The organism is Pseudomonas sp. BIOMIG1BAC (assembly GCF_001705995.2).
Classification (GTDB): Bacteria; Pseudomonadota; Gammaproteobacteria; order Pseudomonadales; family Pseudomonadaceae; genus Aquipseudomonas; species Aquipseudomonas sessilinigenes.
Map to the genome: position 1 here is coordinate 1,937,833 of NZ_CP049045.1, position 17,461 is coordinate 1,955,293.

Genomic DNA, 17,461 nt, shown 5'->3' on the forward strand with positions numbered 1-17,461 from the left:
ATGGCAAACCTTATTGGTGCATGGGCCTGGCCCAGCCTGCACTCCGATTGTTGCGTTCGATTGTGGTGGCGGATTTTCCGGGGCCGATCGCTGGCGGCCGATGCTGGGCGAGGCGACCGTCGGGTCACAAAAATACGCTTCTCCTCGGGCCATTTCAGTCGCTAAGCTCAGGCAACGAAAATTCCCGTAGAGGTCTCCTTATGCCGCAGCCATGGCCCGCCATCGATATCGCTCGAATCATCCTGAGTGGCTTCGACGACTACCGCGACCACTTTCGTCGGATCGCCGATGGCGCCCGGCATCGTTTCGAGCAGGCGCAGTGGCAGGAGGCGCAGAAAGCCTCGACGGCGCGGATCAATCTCTACGAGGAGAAGGTCGGGGAAACCGTGGCCCGGCTGCACCACGGGTTCAACGACGAGGCATTGATGGATGTCGGCCAGTGGCCCCTGGTAAAAAGCGCCTACATCAGCCTGATCGACCTGCGCCTGGACGATGAGCTGTCCGAGACCTGGTACAACTCGATCTTCTGCGGGCTGTTCAGCCATGACCTGATCAGCGATGGCTGCATGTTCATCCACACCACCCGGCCCAGCCTGCGTCGAGCCCGTGCCGCCCAGACCCGCAGCTACACTCCGCGGGGCGAGCTGTCGACGATGCTCGAGCGGATCTTCAACGATTACCGCTTCAGCGAGGACTATGCCGACCTGGCCGGGGACCTGCTGCGCCTGGAGGCGCAGTTGCGCGAGAACCTGCCCGACTGGGTGTGCAAGGACCCGGAATTGACGGTGGAGTTGTTTTCCTCGGTGCTCTATCGCAACAAGGGCGCCTACCTGGTGGGGCGCATCTTTACCCACGAAGAGCAGTGGCCGCTGGTGATCCCGTTGTTGCACCGCGAAGGCCGGGGCATCCAGATCGACGCCCTGATCACCGACGAGGCCGATGTCTCGATCATTTTCTCCTTCACCCGCTCCTATTTCATGGTGGATGTGTCGGTACCGGCGGAGTTCATCGGCTTCCTCAAGCGTATCCTGCCGGGCAAGCACATCGCCGAGTTGTATACCTCCATCGGGTTCTACAAGCACGGCAAGTCGGAGTTCTACCGGGCGCTGATCAACCACCTGGCCAATACCGACGACCGCTTCATCATGGCCCCCGGCGTGCGCGGCATGGTGATGAGCGTGTTCACCCTGCCGGGCTTCAACACCGTGTTCAAGATCATCAAGGACCGCTTCTCGCCGTCGAAGAACGTCGATCGGGCCACGGTGATCGAAAAGTACCGGTTGGTGAAGAGCGTCGACCGGGTAGGGCGCATGGCCGATACCCAGGAGTTCGCCGACTTCCGCTTCCCCCTGGCCAAGTTCGATCCGGCCTGTCTCGAGGAACTGCTGGAGGTGGCGCCGTCCACCGTGGTGGTGGAGGGCGATACGGTGCTGATTCGCCACTGCTGGACCGAACGCCGCATGACGCCCCTGAACCTGTATCTGGAACACGCTAATGAGGCCCAGGTGCGCGAGGCGTTGGAAGACTACGGCCTGGCCATCAAGCAACTGGCGGCGGCCAACATCTTCCCCGGTGACATGCTGCTGAAGAACTTCGGCGTCACCCGCCATGGCCGGGTGGTGTTCTACGACTACGATGAAATCAGCTTTCTCACCGAGGTTAACTTTCGGCACATTCCTGCACCGCGTACCCCGGAGGACGAGATGGCGTCCGAGCCCTGGTACTCCATCGGTCCCCACGATGTCTTCCCCGAGGAGTTCCCGCCGTTCCTGTTCGCCGACTCAGGCCAGCGCAAGCTGTTCGACCAGCTCCACGGCGAGCTGTACAACGCCGACTACTGGAAGAGCCTGCAGGACGCCATTCGCGCCGGTAAGGTGATCGATGTGTTCCCTTATCGGCGCAAAGGCCGGGAAGACGAATAGCGGCAGTGCTGGGGGCCAGTCATAAGCTGCAAGCTAAAAGCGCCAAGCTGCGTTAACCTTGCGGCTTTTCGCTTGAAGCTAGTCGCCGTTTCCTATGACTGACCAATCGCCCGCTATCGACCAACTGCTGAAAAACCTCGATCAAGCCATGCTCGCCGACCGCCACCGGTTGCGTCGCCAGCTGCTCGAACTGCGCAAGAAGCCCGACGAGGCCAAGCTTGCCCAGTGGCTGGAGCGGATGCAGGCTTCCTGCAACCTGGTGACGGCGCGGCGCAACAGCGTGCCCACTATCCGCTATGACGACAGCCTGCCCATCGCCGCCAAGCGCGATGAAATCAAAGACGCGCTGCTCAAGCACCAGGTGCTGATCATCGCCGGCGAGACCGGTTCGGGCAAAACCACCCAGTTGCCCAAGATCTGCCTGGAGATCGGCCGCGGCCAGCATGGCCTGATCGGCCACACCCAGCCCCGGCGGATTGCCGCCCGCAGCGTGGCCAGTCGGGTTGCCGAAGAGTTGGCTACGCCATTGGGGGCGTTGGTGGGCTATCAGGTGCGTTTCGAGGACCAGAGTGACTCCAGCACCCTGGTCAAGCTGATGACCGACGGCATCCTGCTGGCGGAAACCCAGAACGATCGCTTCCTGGAACGCTACGACACGATCATCGTCGACGAGGCCCACGAGCGCAGCCTGAACATCGACTTCCTCCTGGGCTACCTCAAGACCCTGCTGCCTCGGCGCCCGGACCTCAAGGTGATCATCACCTCGGCGACCATCGACCTGGAGCGCTTTTCCAAGCACTTCGACGATGCCCCCATCGTCGAGGTCTCCGGCCGCACCTTCCCGGTGGAAACCTGGTACCGGCCCCTGACCCTGGAGCAGGACGAGGAGGGCAACCGGGTCGAGGACGACCTCACGGTGGACCAGGCGATTCTCGCCACCCTGGATGAAATCGCCGCCCATGAACGCAGCGAACGCCGCAGCCCCGGCGACGTACTGGTGTTCCTGCCGGGCGAGCGGGAAATCCGCGATGCTGCGGAAATGCTGCGCAAGGCCCAGCTCAAGCACACCGAGATCCTGCCGTTGTACGCGCGGCTGTCGCCGGCCGAACAGCAGCGCATCTTCCAGTCCCATCCGGGGCGGCGGGTGGTGTTGGCGACCAACGTCGCCGAGACCTCGCTGACAGTGCCGGGTATTCGCTACGTGATCGACAGCGGCACCGCGCGTATCAGCCGCTACAGCTACCGGGCCAAGGTCCAGCGCCTGCCCATCGAGGCCGTTTCCCAGGCCAGCGCCAACCAGCGCAAGGGCCGTTGCGGTCGGGTCGAGCCGGGCATTTGCGTGCGCCTGTACAGCGAAGAGGATTTCCTCGGCCGGCCGGAGTTCACCGATCCGGAGATCCTGCGGACCAACCTGGCGGCGGTGATCCTGCAGATGCTCCACCTGCGCCTGGGTGAAATCACCGCGTTCCCCTTCATCGAGCCGCCGGACGGCAAGGCCATCAGCGACGGCTTCAACCTACTGCAAGAGCTCTCGGCGGTGGATCGCAACAGCCAGCTGACCCCCCTGGGCCGGCAGCTGGCGCGCTTGCCGGTGGACCCGCGCATGGGCCGCATGTTGCTGGAAGCGGCTCGCCTGGGCAGCCTCCAGGAAGTGCTGATCGTCGCCAGTGCGATGTCGATCCAGGACCCGCGCGAGCGTCCGCCGGAGCGCCAGCAGGCCGCGGACCAGGCCCATGCCCAATGGAAGGATGCCGACTCGGACTTCGCCGCGCTGGTCAACCTGTGGCGTGGATTCGAGGAGCAGCGCCAGGCCCTGACGGCCAGCCCGCTGCGCAACTGGTGCCGCAAGAATTTTCTCAACTACCTGCGCCTGCGCGAGTGGCGCGACTCCCATCGCCAACTGAGCCTGATCTGTCGCGACCTGCAACTGAGCCAGAACAAGGAGCCGGCGGACTACCCGAAACTGCACAAGGCAGTGTTGGTGGGCCTGCTGAGCCAGATCGGCCAGAAGGCCGAGGACGGCGACTACCTCGGTGCTCGCCAGCGACGCTTCTGGGTCCACCCATCCTCGGGGTTGGGCAAGAAGCGCCCGCAGTGGCTGATGACCGCCGAATTAGTGGAGACCACCAAGCTGTATGCGCGCATGGTGGCCAAGATCGAGCCGGACTGGATCGAGCCCCTGGCCGGACATCTGGTGAAGAAGAACCACTTCGAACCCCATTGGGAAAAGAAGCGCGGCCAAGTGGTGGCCTACGAACAGATCACCCTGTTCGGCCTGATCGTGGTCGGCCGCCGGCCAGTGCACTACGGCCCGGTGGACCCGGTGGTATCCCGCGAGCTGTTCATCCGCGAGGCCCTGGTGCGTGGCGAGATCCAGTCCAAGGCCAAGTGCCTGACGGCCAATACCCAATTGCTGGAGCAGCTCGATGCCCTGGAGGCCAAGGCTCGGCGCCGGGACATCCTGGCGGACGAGGAAACCCTGTTCGCTTTCTATGACGCACGCTTGCCGGAACAGATCCACCAGACCGCCACCTTCGACAGCTGGTACCGGGTCAACAGCCAGAAAGACCCGCAACTGTTGATCATGCGCGAGGAAGACGTGCTGGCCCGCGAGGCCAGCGAGGTCACGGCCAAGCAGTATCCGGACACCCTGCATATCGGTGATCTGGAGTTGGCCCTGAGCTATCACTTCGAGCCCAACCATCCCCGTGATGGCGTGACCTTGCGGGTGCCGGCACCGCTGCTGCCGGCGCTGCCCGCCGAGCGCCTGGAATGGCTGGTGCCGGGCCTGATCGAGGCCAAGTGCATCGCCCTGGTGCGCAACCTGCCCAAGGCCCTGCGCAAGAACTTCGTGCCGGTGCCGGACTTCGTCAAGGCGGCCTTGCAACGCATGGCGTTTGCGGAAGGCTCCTTGCCCCAGGCCCTGGGGCGCGAGCTGCTGCGCATGACCGGCGCGCGGGTCAGCGACGAGGCCTGGAGCGAAGCCGAGCAGCAGGTGGAAAGCCACTTGCGGATGAACCTGGAAATCGTCGATGCCCAGGGCAAGTTCCTCGGCGAAGGCCGTGACCTGGCGGAACTGACGGCGCGCTTCGCCGAGGCCAGCCAGGCAGCCCTGGCAGTACCGCAGACCGCCAAGAACCAGCAGCCGGTGCAAGCCAAGGTGTTCGCCGAGGTGGCGCAGAAGACCCAGCAGAAGATCGCCGGGCTGTCGATGACGGTCTATCCGGCCCTGGTGGAAGAAGCCGGGACGGTCAAGGAAGGGCGCTTCTCCACCGCCGCCGAGGCCGAGTTCCAGCATCGCCGGGCCTTGCAGCGCCTGCTGTTGCAGCAGTTGGCCGAACCGGCCAAGTTCCTGCGTGGCAAGTTGCCGGGGCTGACCGAGCTGGGCCTGCTGTACCGCGAGTTGGGTCGGATCGAGGCCCTGGTGGAGGACATCCTCCTGGCCAGCCTCGACAGTTGCATTCTCGACGGCGAGGCCAGCCTGCCTCGGGATGGCGCCGGCCTGGCCTCCCTGGCCGAGCGCAAGCGTGGTGCCTGGACCGAGCATGCCGAGCGCCTGGCGCGCCTGACGCTGGAGATCCTCAAGCTCTGGCACGGCCTGCAGAAACGCTTCAAGGGCAAGATCGACCTGGCCCAGGCCGTGGCCCTCAACGACATCAAGGCCCAGCTTGGCAACCTGGTGTATCCGGGCTTCGTTCGTGAAACCCCGGCCCTGTGGTTCAAGGAACTGCCGCGCTACCTCAAGGCGGTGGAGTTGCGTTTCGACAAGCTGGGCAGCCAGGTGCAGAAGGATCGGGTGTGGAGCACCGAGCTCGCCGGGCTCTGGGCCCAGTACCAGGCCCGGGCGCAGAAGCACGGCCAGGAAGGCAAGCGTGATCCGCAGTTGGAGCTGTATCGCTGGTGGCTGGAGGAGTACCGGGTGTCGCTGTTCGCCCAGCAACTGGGGACCAAGGCGCCGATCTCCGATAAACGCCTGAACAAGCAGTGGAGCCAGGTGGAGGCCTGATTCATGCCGGCCCGGCTCCCAGGAGCCGGGCTCCGTCGATCTTGCAATTGCGGCGAAACGCCAGAGGTTATGGCAAACTTCGCGGTCATAAATACCGGCCCGGGCTGCCCGTAAAAACAGGCGACCCGGGCGAAGCGGAATAAAGCGATGCCAGGAAAGCGCTCCAGCACAGGCTGAGCAGCGGGGCGCTCCCTTTACGGTTTGGCACGAGGGTGCCAATACCTTCTGCCTCAACACACTAGAGGAACGACCGTGCATAACGTCGTCATCAGCGGCACCGGCCTGTTTACCCCGGCCAACAGCATCTCCAACGAAGAACTGGTGGAATCCTTCAACGCCTACGTCCACCAGTTCAACAGCGACAATGCCGCCGCCATCGAACGCGGTGAAGTGCAGGCCCTGACTGAGTCCAGCGCAGCGTTCATCGAAAAAGCCTCGGGCATCAAGAGCCGTTTCGTCATGGACAAGGACGGTATCCTCGATCCGCAGCGCATGGCCCCGCGCTTGCCGGAGCGCTCCAACGACGAGTGGTCGGTGCTCTGCCAGATGGCCGTGGCCGCCGCCGAGCAGGCCCTGCAACGGGCCGGCAAGACTGCCGCCGATATCGACGGGGTGATCGTCGCCTGTTCCAACCTGCAGCGCGCCTATCCGGCCATTGCCATCGAAGTCCAGGCTGCTTTGGGCATCGAGGGCTTCGGTTTCGACATGAACGTGGCCTGCTCCTCGGCCACCTTCGGTATCCAGGCGGCCTGCAACAGCGTCCAGTTGGGCCAGGCCCGGGCGATCCTGATGGTCAACCCGGAGGTCTGCACCGGGCACCTGAACTTCCGTGACCGCGACAGTCACTTCATCTTTGGCGATGCCGCCACCGCGGTCGTCGTCGAGCGGGCCGAGCTGGCCACGTCGGCGCATCAGTTCGAGATCGTCAGCACCAAGCTGCTGACCCAGTTCTCCAATAACATCCGCAACAACTTCGGTTTCCTCAACCGCGCAGCCGAGGAAGGCATCGGGGCCCGGGACAAGCTGTTCGTCCAGGAAGGTCGCAAGGTGTTCCGTGATGTCTGCCCGATGGTGGCCGAGCTGATCGCCGCCCACCTGGAAGAAAACCAGCTCAACGTCAGCGACGTGAAGCGCTTCTGGCTGCACCAGGCCAACCTCAGCATGAACCACCTGATCGTCAAGAAACTCCTGGGCCGCGAGGCTACGCTGGAGGAGGCGCCAGTGATTCTCGATACCTACGCCAACACCAGTTCGGCAGGCTCGGTCATTGCCTTCCACAAGCACCAGGATGACCTGGCCAGCGGGGCCCTGGCGGTGCTCAGCTCCTTCGGTGCGGGCTACTCCATCGGCAGCGTCCTTCTGCGCAAGCGTTGATCCACGTGGGCCGGGTGTGGCGCGACGGCTCTACGGCGCGTCTTACCCGGGCAAACCCGCATGATTGAACGAGGCATGAATGGCCGCTGCTGACGACACGCAACTGCTCGAGCGCCTGCTCGCGGGCGAACAGAAGGCCTACAAGGAACTGGTCGCCACCTACCAGGGCGCCATGCGCGCGGTGGCCTACGCCATTGTCGGCAACCGGCATGCCGATGAGGTGGTGCAGGATGCCTGGCTTTCGGTGGTGCGCAACCTGCCGGGCTTCCAGGGGCGTTCCAGCCTCAAGACCTGGCTGTTGACCATCACCGCCAACGCCGCCAAGGGCCGCTACAAGCAGAATCGCCGGGAGGTCCTGCTCGACGACCTGCCCGCGCCCCATGGCACGGTGGGCGACGAGCGTTTCTCTTCCGCCGATGGCCACTGGCTGGTGGCGCCCTTCGCCTGGCACGAGGACACCCCCGAAGCCCTGCTGACCGAAGCGGAACTTCGCGATTGCCTGGAGCACACCCTGCTCAGCCTCTCCGAACTGCAAAGCAGTGTGCTGATGCTGCGCGAGCGCCAGGGCCTGGAACTGGAAGAGATCTGTAATCTTCTGGGGATCACGCTATCCAATGTCCGGGTGCTGCTGCACCGGGCGCGTCTGAAGGTCTTCGCCACGGTGGAGCATTTTGAGGAGACCGGCCAATGCTGACCTGTAAGGAACAAGTGGCGCGATCCAGCGATTATCTCGATGGCCAATTGAGCTTTCGCGAACGCCTGATGGTCCGCCATCACTTGTTGTTCTGCCCCAATTGCCGGCGTTTCATTCGCCAGATGCGCCTGCTGCAGGCCACCTTGCGCGTGTTGCCGGAACCACCGCTGGAAGGTCTCGACGAGCTGGCCGAACGCTTGGCCGCCGAGAGTAAGCGCGAGCGCTGATCGTCATGAAGCCGCGGATGTCGCCAGGCATCCGCCGCGATGTTTTTCTGCCTGTTCCTGCCAGGGAATCACGTCCGTGATTCCCGCTTCCGTTGTGCTCGTTACACGTCGGCCCGCACAAAAATAACACTGTCGTCATCTTTGGCATTGTCCCTGAAAACAGCCGCAAACCGCTCTAGAACGGGCTTTTCGCCTTATTTCTTTTCGAAGTAAAAAAGTTCCTCTGTAATCAAATCTTTATTTTCCAGCAACCTGGCTGAAATCCTCGGACCCCAAGATTCCCCCCGACACCAGCGGCCCAGTCCGCGTGTTTTCCAACGCTACAGACCACCAATTAGGGGAACTCTTCGATGATCCGTAAGCACTTCGCCGGTTTTGCCGCCAGCGCCCTGGCCCTGGCAGTGACCGCCCAGGCTTTCGCTGGCACCGTCACCACCGACGGCGCCGATATCGTAGTCAAAACCAAGGGCGGCCTTGAGGTTGCTACCACCGACTCGGCCTTCAGCTTCAAGCTGGGCGGTCGCCTGCAAGCCGACTATGGCCGTTTCGACGGGTTCTATACCAAGAATGGGAACAGCGGTGACGGCGCCTACTTCCGCCGCGCCTATCTGGAATTGGGCGGCACCGCCTACAAGGATTGGAAATACCAGATCAACTACGACTTCTCCCACAACTCGGGCACTTCCGATGACGGTTACTTCGACGAAGCGACCATCTCCTATGTGGGCTTCAAGCCGGTGACCATCCGTGGCGGTCGTTTCGATGCGGACTTCGGCCTGGAAAAAGCCACCAGCTCCAAGTGGATCACCGCCATGGAGCGTAACGCCGCCTACGAGCTGGCCGACTGGGTCAACTCCCACGAGAACGGCATGGGCCTGCAGGTGAGCTCGGTGGTGGCCGACATGGCCTACCTGTCCGGTAGCGTGTCCGCCAAGGACATCAACGACAGCGACGGCGACAGCGTCAAGCAGTTCAACGCCCGTGCGGTGTTCGCCCCGATGCATGAAACCGGCAACGTCCTGCACTTCGGCCTGGATTTCGCTAGCCGTGACCTTAGCGACACCGCCTTCGACTCGCGGATCCGTCCACGCCTGGGTGTTCGCGGCATCGCCACCAACGGCGGCAACGATGCCGGCAGCAACGGCAACCGTGCCACCTTCGGCGGCGGCGCGGGCCTCAACGGCTCGAACCTGACCGCGGTGGGTGCCTACGACAACGACCGTGTGTTCGGTGGTGAATTCGCCTTCGCCAGAGGCCCGTTCTCGGCCCAGGCCGAGTACCTGACTCGCAAGATGAAGGCCGACAGCGCCGCTTACCAGGACGTCAAGGCCACCGGTTTCTACGGCCAACTGGCCTACACCCTGACCGGCGAGTCCCGCGTGTACAAGCTCGATGGCGCCAAGTTCGACACCATCAAGCCCGAGAACAAGCAGTACGGTGCCTGGGAAGTCTTCTACCGCTACGACAACATCAAGGTCGATGACAAGAACATCGTGACGTCCACCGCCACCCGTGAAGTGGGCGATGCCAAGGCCACCATGAACACCATCGGTGTCAACTGGTATGCCAACGAAGCGATCAAGGTCTCGGCCAACTACATCAAGGTCAACACCGACAAGATCACCAACAGCGTTGGCGATGACAGCGGCGATGCCCTCGTAGCCCGTGTGCAGTACGTGTTCTAAGGCTGTTGCAACACAGTAGAGCTCTTTCTCATCCGTTATAGCTCCTCTCGTTTTGACCCCGCCCCGGCGGGGTTTTTTTTGCCCGTAGCTACGGCAATGGCCTCAAGGGCAGGTTGTCTCATGCAGGTACAACCACTGGGCCGAGTCGTCCTGGACGCGGATCAGCGCCAGCGACAGGCGCGATGTCTGCACGTGCTCCAGGCGATGGGTTTCCTTGTAGCGGATCGCTGCACATTGGCCTTCCTGCCAGACGCAATGCAACTCGCTGACCTCGATCTGCAAGCCTTGGCGGGCGCCCAGGGCGCCGCGGAACAGTTGCTTCACTTGCTCGCGATCGGCCATGGCACCCGCGGTGGTGACCATCTGGAAATCCTCGGCCAGCAGCGCCATGACCTGTTCGACCTGCGCCGCGCCGTCGCCCTGGGAGTGAGTGAAGACGTCATGGATCAACTGGTGGATCTGGTGAACGCTGTGCAGTGCCTGTTTAACGATCGACTGGTGCATGAAGGACCTTCTTCTGTGGGTTGAGCTTGCCTAGAAACGGCAGGAGGAGCAGCCCGGCCAGGGCGGCCAGCAGCAGGCTCAGGTGAAAGGCGCTGGTGGCCGGGAGGTGTCCGAGCAACAGGTTGTAGAGCATCAGCAGCCAGGCCGCGCCAAGGCTGAAGGCCATCTGCCGGTTGATGTTCCAGATCACGCTGGCCTGGTGCGTGTCGCTGCCGCTGAAGTCCAGCAGGGCGGTGGTCTGTGCGGTATTGGCGCCGGCGCCGCCACCCAGGCCCATGAGCAGGTAGGCACCGATGAGCAAGGGCAGGTCGCGGCTCGCGTCGACCCAGCACAAGGTGGCGATGCCGGCGCTGTGTAGCACCAGGGCGATGGCGAACAGCCGGGCGGCGCCGAGCCTGTTGTAGAAGCGCCCGCAGGCCAGCATCGCCAGCAGGGCGCCAGCGGCGTAGAGCAACATGAACATGCCGCTCTGCTGGGCACTCAGGTGCAGGTTGTCCTGGAGGAAGAACAGGCTCAGCAGGTTGACCCCGGTGAAGATCCCGGGAATAGCGTGGTAGATACCCACCGACAGCCCAAGGCGCACATTGCGCAGCAGGTGCAGGTCGACGATGGGTTGCGGGCAGCGGCGGCAATGCAGGCCATACCCCACGGCAGACAGCAGGCCGCCAGCAAGGCAGGCCAGGGCCTGGTAGGCCGGATAGCCGCTGCCATACAGCGACATGCCCAGCAGCAGGCCGGCCAGGGCGGCGCTCACCAACAGCAGGCCACGCACGTCGGGCCGCGCCGGTGGCGGTTGGTCCTGGTTACCGATCCAGCACCAGGCGAGCACGGCCGTCAGCAACGAGAGCGGCAGGCTGGCGAAGAACACCCAGCGCCAGGAGCTGTGGTCGACGATGGCCCCGCCCAGAGTTGGCGACAAGGCCGGAGCCAGCAGGGCCACTGCCATTACCAGGGTCGAGATCCGTGCTCGTTGCGGGCCCTGGAACAGGTTGAAGGTCAAGGCCTGTCCGAGGGGAATCAGCAGTCCGCCGGCCATGCCCTGGACCAGGCGCCAGAACACCAGGGATGCAAAGTCGTCGGCTCGCCCGCACAACAGCCCGGCGAGGCTGAACAACAACATCGAAGCGGCAATGATCTGCCGGTGGCCGAAGCGTCCTGCCAACCAGGTACTGATGGGAATCACCAGGGTCAGGCCGAGGATGTAGGCGTTGGCCACCCAGGCCACGCTGGCACTGGAGACTTGCAGGTGCTCGGCGATGCTGGGCAGGGCCACCGCCGACATGAAGATGTTGATGCAATCGATGAAGAAGCCGAGGAGGAATACCACCGCCACTTTGTATCTATAGGTCATGTCGCCTCCTGTTTGGCCGGCAGCTTAGGGAGGCTGGGCCGAGCCTGTCGAGGCGCCTATACTTGATTCATTGTTTTTGGATTATTGACAATGAATGAAAGCCTGCACGGCCAGTTGCATCGAGTACAGACCTTCCTCGCGGTGGTGGACTTTGCTTCCTACACCCGTGCGGCGCAGTACCTTGGTATCAGCAAGGCCATGGCCAGCCTGCATGTGAAGACTTTGGAGCAGGTCTTGGCGACCCCCTTGCTGACCCGTACCACACGGCATATCGCCCTCACCGAAACCGGGCAGGATCTTTACGACGAGTTCAAGGGGATTGTCGCTAATATCGATACGGCTTTCGATAACGTGCTGCATGGGCGCAACCGCGTATCGGGCAAGTTGCGCATCAGTTCCACCGCCGAGTATGCCCAGGCCTACATCCTGCCATTGCTGCCTCTGTTCACTGCACGCTATCCCGAGGTGCGCTTGAGTTATCACTTCAATTCATCGCTGAACGATCTGGTGGCGGAAAAACTCGATCTGGTGATTCGCCTGGGCCACCTGGCGGACTCCGGATTCAAGGGGCGCCAGTTGGCCGACTACGGCATTGTCCTGGTGGCCAGCCCGGTGCTGCTGGCGAGCCTGGCGGTGGCCCAGCCCGAGGATCTCGCGGCTTGCCCCTGGATAGGCAACAGCAATCTTGCCGGGCCGCCGGCCTGGACCTTCGGCCATCCGCGTCGTGGCGAGGTGCAGGTGCGGATGACCCCTGGGCACGAATCGAACTCGGCGACGGCCATCCGTGCCATGGCCCTGGCCGGGCTGGGGGTGGCGGTATTGCCGGAATGGATGGTCCTGGACGACCTGGCCGATGAGCGCCTGGTGCGTGTGTTGCCCGAGTACAGCCTGGCCCGGCAGCCGGTGCATGTGCTGTTTCCCAATAGCCCGCACTTGCCGCGCAAGTCCCGGGTGTTCATCGACTTCCTGGCCGAACACCTGGGGCATGCCTGAGTGTTTCGGCGAGCCCGGCGATGGGGGATACTCGCCGGGTCGTTCGATTTGATGCCTGGGGACCCTGATGCCGCTGCAACCCTTGAACAGCCTGTCTGCCGTCGATCCTTTGCAATGGGATGGGCTGCTCAAGGACGGGCAACCTTTCGTGCGCCATGCCTTTCTCAGTGCCCTGGAAGACAGTGGCAGCCTCGGCCCTCGCTCCGGCTGGCAGGCCGAGCACCTGCTGCACGTGGAGGACGGCCGGCTGTTGGCGGCGCTGCCCAGCTACCGCAAGTGGCATTCCTACGGTGAGTACGTGTTCGACCATGGTTGGGCGGATGCCTGTGAGCGAGCCGGGATCGACTACTACCCCAAGCTGTTGACTGCGGTGCCGTTCAGCCCGGTAAGCGGTGCGCGGGTACTGGCGGCGACCCAGGCCGATGCCTTCGAGCTGCTCAAGAGCCTGCCGGGCTACCTGGAGATCGAAGGGCTATCCAGTGCCCATGTGAATTTCACCGACGATTTCAGCGACCAGGCCCTGGAGCTGCAATCGGGTTGGTTGCCGCGCCTGGGCTGCCAGTTCCACTGGCACAACCGCGGCTACCGTGACTTCCAGGATTTCCTCGATGTCTTGAGTTCGCGCAAACGCAAGCAGATGCGCAAGGAGCGCGAGCAGGTGGCGGGGCAGGGCCTGGACTTCCAGTGGCTGGAGGGGGCCGAGCTCAGCGAGGCCCAGTGGGATTTCGTCTACGCCTGCTACGCCAATACTTATGCGGTGCGCCGCCAGTCACCCTACCTGACCCGCGACTTCTTCAGCCTGCTGGCCCAGCGCATGCCGGAGGCGATCCGCGTGGTCCTGGCTCGCCAGGGTGGCCGGCCGGTGGCCATGGCCTTCAGCCTGGTGGGCGGCGGCAGTTTCTATGGGCGCTACTGGGGATGCCTGGCAGAGTTCGACCGCCTGCATTTCGAGACGTGCTTCTACCAGGGCATGGAGTATGCGATCGCCCATGGGCTGGAGCGTTTCGATGCCGGGGCCCAGGGCGAGCACAAGCTGATTCGTGGTTTCGAACCGGTGCTCACGCGTTCCTGGCACTACTTGCGCCATCCCGGGCTCAAGGCCGCGGTGCAGGATTTTCTCCAGCAGGAGCGGGCGGGCGTCCGGGCCTATGCCGAAGAGTCCCGGGACGCCTTGCCCTATCGCCAGGCCTGAGCCTCAGCTGTCTTCCTTGCCCAGCCAGCGGTAGACCACGCCGCCGACCACCGCACCGAGGATCGGCGCCAGCCAGAACATCCACAGCTGCTGCAGGGCCCAGCCGCCGACGATCAAGGCCGGGCCGGTACTGCGGGCGGGGTTGACCGAGGTGTTGGTCACCGGGATCGAGATCAGGTGGATCAGCGTCAGCGCCAGGCCGATGGCGATGGGTGCCAGCCCTGCCGGGGCACGCTTGTCGGTGGCGCCGAGGATGATCACCACGAACATGCCGGTCATCACCAGTTCGCAGACGAAACCCGCAGCCATCGAGTAGCCACCGGGCGAGTGTTCGCCATAACCGTTGGATGCCAGCCCCGACGCCAACTCGAAGCCGGGCTTGCCGCTGGCGATGAAGTACAGCAGCGCCGCGGCGATCACGGCGCCGATCACCTGGGCCACCACATAGGCGGGCAGTTCCCGGGCCGGAAAGCGTCCCCCCACCACCAGGCCCACGGACACCGCAGGATTGAGGTGGCAACCGGAGATGTGGCCAATGGCGAAGGCCATGGTCAGGACGGTCAGGCCGAAGGCCAGGGCGACCCCCAGCAGTCCGATGCCGACGTTGGGAAACGCCGCTGCGAGCACGGCACTGCCGCAACCGCCCAGCACCAGCCAGAACGTACCGAGCATTTCAGTCATGGAGCGCTTGAACAAAGACATGGGAAGAGTCCTTGATAGGTGTACCTATCAACGCGATATCGCCGTTATGCATCCCGCAGTTCAACAACAGGTTTCACTCTGGAACCTAGCCTCAGTACAGCAGGCTTTGGTGGCAATTCCACTGGCCCATGAAAAACGCCAGGCCCCGTGGGCTGGGGGCTGGCGTCTTTTCAGGAGGTTGTGCAGACCCTGTAGCCGCTGCTGAGCCTGCGAAGCTGCGCCAAGGCCCGCAGGGCCTTCCAACGATGGCGGCGGCTATCCGATCTTGCGGCCGCTACGCGCCCGTGCGCAGCCTGCGGCAGCGGCGACACGCAGCACCTGTAGGTCTCAGTCGATGCCGACAAAACCTCCGGTCTGGTGCTGCCACAGCCGCGCATACAAACCGCCGTGGGCCAGCAGCTCGGCATGGGTGCCGGTCTCGGCGATGCGGCCCTGTTCCAGCACCACCAGGCGATCCATGCGGGCGATGGTGGAGAGCCGGTGGGCAATGGCGATCACGGTCTTGCCCTGCATCAGGGTCTCCAGGCTTTCCTGGATCGCGGCCTCGACTTCCGAGTCCAGGGCCGAGGTGGCCTCGTCCATGATCAGGATCGGCGCGTCCTTGAGCAGTACCCGGGCAATGGCGATGCGCTGGCGCTGGCCCCCGGACAGCTTGACCCCGCGCTCGCCCACATGGGCATCGAAGCCAGTACGGCCCTGGGCATCGGACAGCAGTGGGATGAACTCGTCGGCGCGGGCCTTGCGCACCGCTTCCCAGAGTTCCTCGTCGCTGGCCTCAGGCCGCCCATACAAGAGGTTGTCGCGGATGGAGCGGTGCAGCAGCGAGGTGTCCTGGGTGATCATGCCGATGCGTTCGCGCAGGCTTTCCTGGGTCACCCCGGCGATGTCCTGGCCGTCGATCAGGATCTGCCCGCCCTGCAGGTCGTAGAGGCGCAGCAGCAAGTTGACCAGGGTCGACTTGCCCGCTCCCGACGGACCGATCAGGCCGATCTTTTCTCCAGGGCGGATCTGCAGGTTGAGGTCGCTGATGACCCGGTTGGCCTTGCCATAGTGGAACTCGACGTGCTCGAAGCTCACCCCGCCCTTGTTCACCTCAAGCCTGGGGGCCGCTTCGCGGTCGGTCAGTTGCAGGGGCTGGGCGATGGTCTGCAGGCCGTCCTGGACCATGCCGATATTCTCGAAGATGCCGTTGATCACCCACATGATCCAGCCGGACATGTTGACGATGCGAATGACCAGGCCGGTGGCCAGGGCGATGGCTCCGGCGCTGATCAGCGACTGACTCCACAACCACAGGGCCAGGCCCGTGGTACTGGTGATCAGCAGGCCGTTGAGGCTGGTGATGGCGACGTCCATGGAGGTCACCACGCGCCCGGCCAGCTGGCTTTTCTCGGTCTGCTCGGCGATCGCTTCGCGGGCGTAGCTCTGTTCGAAATGGGTGTGGGCGAACAGCTTCAGGGTGGCGATGTTGGTGTAGCCATCGACGATCCGTCCCATGAGCTTGGAGCGGGCATCGGAGGCATCCACCGAGCGCTTCTGGATGCGTGGCACGAAGTAGCGCATGGCGCCGATGAAACCGACGATCCACAACAGCAGCGGAATCATCAGGCGCCAATCGGCGTCGGCGAACAGCACCAGGGCACCGACGGCGTAGATGGTCACGTGCCACAGGGCGTCGATCACCTGCACCGAGGAATCCTGCAGTGAGTAGCCGGTCTGCATGATGCGCTGGGCGATGCGCCCGGCGAAGTCGTTCTGGAAGAAGTTCAGGCTCTGGCGCAGCACGTAGCTGTGGTTTTGCCAGCGAATCAGGCTGGTCATGCCGGGATTGATGGCCTGGTGGATCAACAGGTTGTGCAGGCACACCATCAACGGGCGCAGCAACAGGGCCACGACGGCCATCCAGGCCAGTTCCAGGCCATGGTCGCTGAATACCTGGATGCTGGGCGTGCCCTGTGCCAGGTCGATGATGGTGCTCAGGTAGCTGAACAGCGACACCTCGATCAGCGCCACAAACAGCCCGACCACCAGCAGCGCGACGAAGCTGGGCCAGACTTGCTTGATGTAATGGAAGTAGAAGGGCAGGACCCGGTTGGGCGGGGTGGTCGCGGGGGTGTCGCGGAAGATATCGATCAGTTGTTCGAAACGACGATAGAGCATGGGTTCTGCAGCCCGTTGTGCGGGCTCTCCTGTGCTAAAGCGGACGGGGCGCCGGATAGGCGCCGCCGTCGGGACAGGCTGCGAGATTCAGTCGAGGCGCTTGGCCGACTTGATCAGTACCGGGTCGACCGGGACATTCTGCATGCCTTGCTTGGTGGTGGTCTGGGAGTTGACGATCTGGTCCACCACTTCCATGCCGTTCACCACCTTGCCGAATACCGCGTAGCCGGCATCGCGACCCGGGTCGAGAAAGGCGTTGTCGGCAACGTTGATGAAGAACTGGCTGGTGGCCGAGTTGGGGTTGGAAGTCCGGGCCATGGCCAGGGTGCCGCGCACGTTGTGCAGGCCGTTGGAGGCTTCGTTCTTGATCGGGTCACGGGTGTCCTTCTGCACCATCTGGGCGGTGAAGCCGCCACCCTGGACCATGAACCCCGGGATCACTCGGTGGAAGATGGTGTTGGTGTAGAAGCCGCTGTCGACGTAGTCGAGGAAGTTCTTGCTGGAAACCGGCGCCTTGACCGGATCCAGTTCGATTTCGATCTTGCCGAAGCTGGTGTCCAGCATGACGTGGGGTGCCTTGGCCGGTTGTGCGGCCATCAGGTTGGCGGCAAAGAGCACGGAGCCGGCGACGAGGGCGATTTTTTTCAGCAT

The 17,461-nt window shown here is 63.5% G+C and carries 13 protein-coding genes; 8 read left to right on the forward strand and 5 right to left on the reverse strand.

Going from position 1 to position 17,461, the window contains the following annotated elements; genetic code table 11:
• Positions 1–200: 200 nt before the first annotated feature.
• The 6 genes from aceK to ATY02_RS09090 all read left to right on the forward strand — a co-directional run bounded on the left by aceK (position 201) and on the right by ATY02_RS09090 (position 9,908).
• Positions 201–1,922 (forward strand): bifunctional isocitrate dehydrogenase kinase/phosphatase, encoded by a 1,722-nt coding sequence (aceK, locus tag ATY02_RS09065; RefSeq protein WP_068586035.1) that lies wholly within the window; start codon positions 201–203, stop codon positions 1,920–1,922.
• A 94-nt stretch (positions 1,923–2,016) separates the two neighbouring features.
• Positions 2,017–5,928 carry an ATP-dependent RNA helicase HrpA gene (hrpA, locus tag ATY02_RS09070; RefSeq protein WP_068586032.1) on the forward strand — a complete coding sequence of 1,304 codons (3,912 nt, stop codon included), beginning with the start codon at positions 2,017–2,019 and terminating at the stop codon, positions 5,926–5,928.
• Between the two features lie 252 nt (positions 5,929–6,180).
• Entirely contained in the window at positions 6,181–7,302 is a 1,122-nt protein-coding gene (locus ATY02_RS09075; RefSeq protein WP_068586028.1) for a beta-ketoacyl-ACP synthase III, read from the forward strand.
• A 79-nt stretch (positions 7,303–7,381) separates the two neighbouring features.
• Complete coding sequence (locus ATY02_RS09080; RefSeq protein WP_068586026.1) at positions 7,382–7,996, forward strand: RNA polymerase sigma factor; 615 nt, start codon at positions 7,382–7,384, stop codon at positions 7,994–7,996.
• Positions 7,990–8,223, forward strand: a complete 234-nt coding sequence (locus ATY02_RS09085) for an anti-sigma factor family protein (protein WP_022642937.1) — start codon at positions 7,990–7,992, stop codon at positions 8,221–8,223. Before ATY02_RS09080 ends, ATY02_RS09085 begins: the two co-directional genes overlap by 7 nt.
• A gap of 350 nt (positions 8,224–8,573) precedes the next feature.
• Positions 8,574–9,908, forward strand: a complete 1,335-nt coding sequence (locus tag ATY02_RS09090) for an OprO/OprP family phosphate-selective porin (protein WP_068586024.1) — start codon at positions 8,574–8,576, stop codon at positions 9,906–9,908.
• Between the two features lie 102 nt (positions 9,909–10,010).
• Here ATY02_RS09090 and ATY02_RS09095 read toward each other — a convergent pair whose 3' ends face one another.
• Both ATY02_RS09095 and ATY02_RS09100 read right to left on the reverse strand, forming a co-directional pair.
• Positions 10,011–10,412, reverse strand: a complete 402-nt coding sequence (locus tag ATY02_RS09095) for a nuclear transport factor 2 family protein (RefSeq protein WP_068586021.1) — start codon at positions 10,410–10,412, stop codon at positions 10,011–10,013.
• Positions 10,393–11,763, reverse strand: coding sequence for an MFS transporter (locus ATY02_RS09100; RefSeq protein WP_068586017.1), 1,371 nt, complete (start codon positions 11,761–11,763; stop codon positions 10,393–10,395). The genes ATY02_RS09095 and ATY02_RS09100 overlap by 20 nt, the downstream gene beginning before the upstream one ends.
• A gap of 90 nt (positions 11,764–11,853) precedes the next feature.
• Between ATY02_RS09100 and ATY02_RS09105 the strand changes: the two genes are divergently transcribed.
• Positions 11,854–12,756 carry a LysR family transcriptional regulator gene (locus ATY02_RS09105; RefSeq protein WP_176719761.1) on the forward strand — a complete coding sequence of 301 codons (903 nt, stop codon included), beginning with the start codon at positions 11,854–11,856 and terminating at the stop codon, positions 12,754–12,756.
• A gap of 67 nt (positions 12,757–12,823) precedes the next feature.
• Positions 12,824–13,948 carry a GNAT family N-acetyltransferase gene (locus tag ATY02_RS09110; RefSeq protein WP_068586014.1) on the forward strand — a complete coding sequence of 375 codons (1,125 nt, stop codon included), beginning with the start codon at positions 12,824–12,826 and terminating at the stop codon, positions 13,946–13,948.
• Positions 13,949–13,951: 3 nt separating this feature from the next.
• Here the strand turns inward: ATY02_RS09110 and aqpZ are convergent, their stop codons facing one another.
• The 3 genes from aqpZ to ATY02_RS09125 all read right to left on the reverse strand — a co-directional run bounded on the left by aqpZ (position 13,952) and on the right by ATY02_RS09125 (position 17,461).
• A complete protein-coding gene (aqpZ, locus tag ATY02_RS09115; RefSeq protein WP_068586012.1) occupies positions 13,952–14,650 on the reverse strand; it encodes an aquaporin Z in 699 nt (232 codons plus the stop codon).
• Positions 14,651–14,977: 327 nt separating this feature from the next.
• Positions 14,978–16,810: an ABC transporter ATP-binding protein gene (locus ATY02_RS09120; RefSeq protein WP_068586008.1), complete on the reverse strand. Its 1,833-nt coding sequence runs from the start codon at positions 16,808–16,810 to the stop codon at positions 14,978–14,980.
• Between the two features lie 87 nt (positions 16,811–16,897).
• Complete coding sequence (locus ATY02_RS09125; protein ID WP_068586006.1) at positions 16,898–17,461, reverse strand: peptidylprolyl isomerase; 564 nt, start codon at positions 17,459–17,461, stop codon at positions 16,898–16,900.

Bases quoted from the DNA above. Each gene is read 5' to 3' on its own strand.
- ATY02_RS09125 (WP_068586006.1), bottom strand. From the start codon at position 17,461: ATGCTGAAAAAAATCGCCCTCGTCGCCGGCTCCGTGCTCTTTGCCGCC.
- hrpA (WP_068586032.1), top strand. From the start codon at position 2,017: ATGACTGACCAATCGCCCGCTATCGACCAACTGCTGAAAAACCTCGAT.
- ATY02_RS09100 (WP_068586017.1), bottom strand. From the start codon at position 11,763: ATGACCTATAGATACAAAGTGGCGGTGGTATTCCTCCTCGGCTTCTTC.
- aceK (WP_068586035.1), top strand. From the start codon at position 201: ATGCCGCAGCCATGGCCCGCCATCGATATCGCTCGAATCATCCTGAGT.
- ATY02_RS09110 (WP_068586014.1), top strand. From the start codon at position 12,824: ATGCCGCTGCAACCCTTGAACAGCCTGTCTGCCGTCGATCCTTTGCAA.
- ATY02_RS09085 (WP_022642937.1), top strand. From the start codon at position 7,990: ATGCTGACCTGTAAGGAACAAGTGGCGCGATCCAGCGATTATCTCGAT.
- aqpZ (WP_068586012.1), bottom strand. From the start codon at position 14,650: ATGTCTTTGTTCAAGCGCTCCATGACTGAAATGCTCGGTACGTTCTGG.
- ATY02_RS09080 (WP_068586026.1), top strand. From the start codon at position 7,382: ATGGCCGCTGCTGACGACACGCAACTGCTCGAGCGCCTGCTCGCGGGC.
- ATY02_RS09090 (WP_068586024.1), top strand. From the start codon at position 8,574: ATGATCCGTAAGCACTTCGCCGGTTTTGCCGCCAGCGCCCTGGCCCTG.
- ATY02_RS09105 (WP_176719761.1), top strand. From the start codon at position 11,854: ATGAATGAAAGCCTGCACGGCCAGTTGCATCGAGTACAGACCTTCCTC.
- ATY02_RS09120 (WP_068586008.1), bottom strand. From the start codon at position 16,810: ATGCTCTATCGTCGTTTCGAACAACTGATCGATATCTTCCGCGACACC.
- ATY02_RS09095 (WP_068586021.1), bottom strand. From the start codon at position 10,412: ATGCACCAGTCGATCGTTAAACAGGCACTGCACAGCGTTCACCAGATC.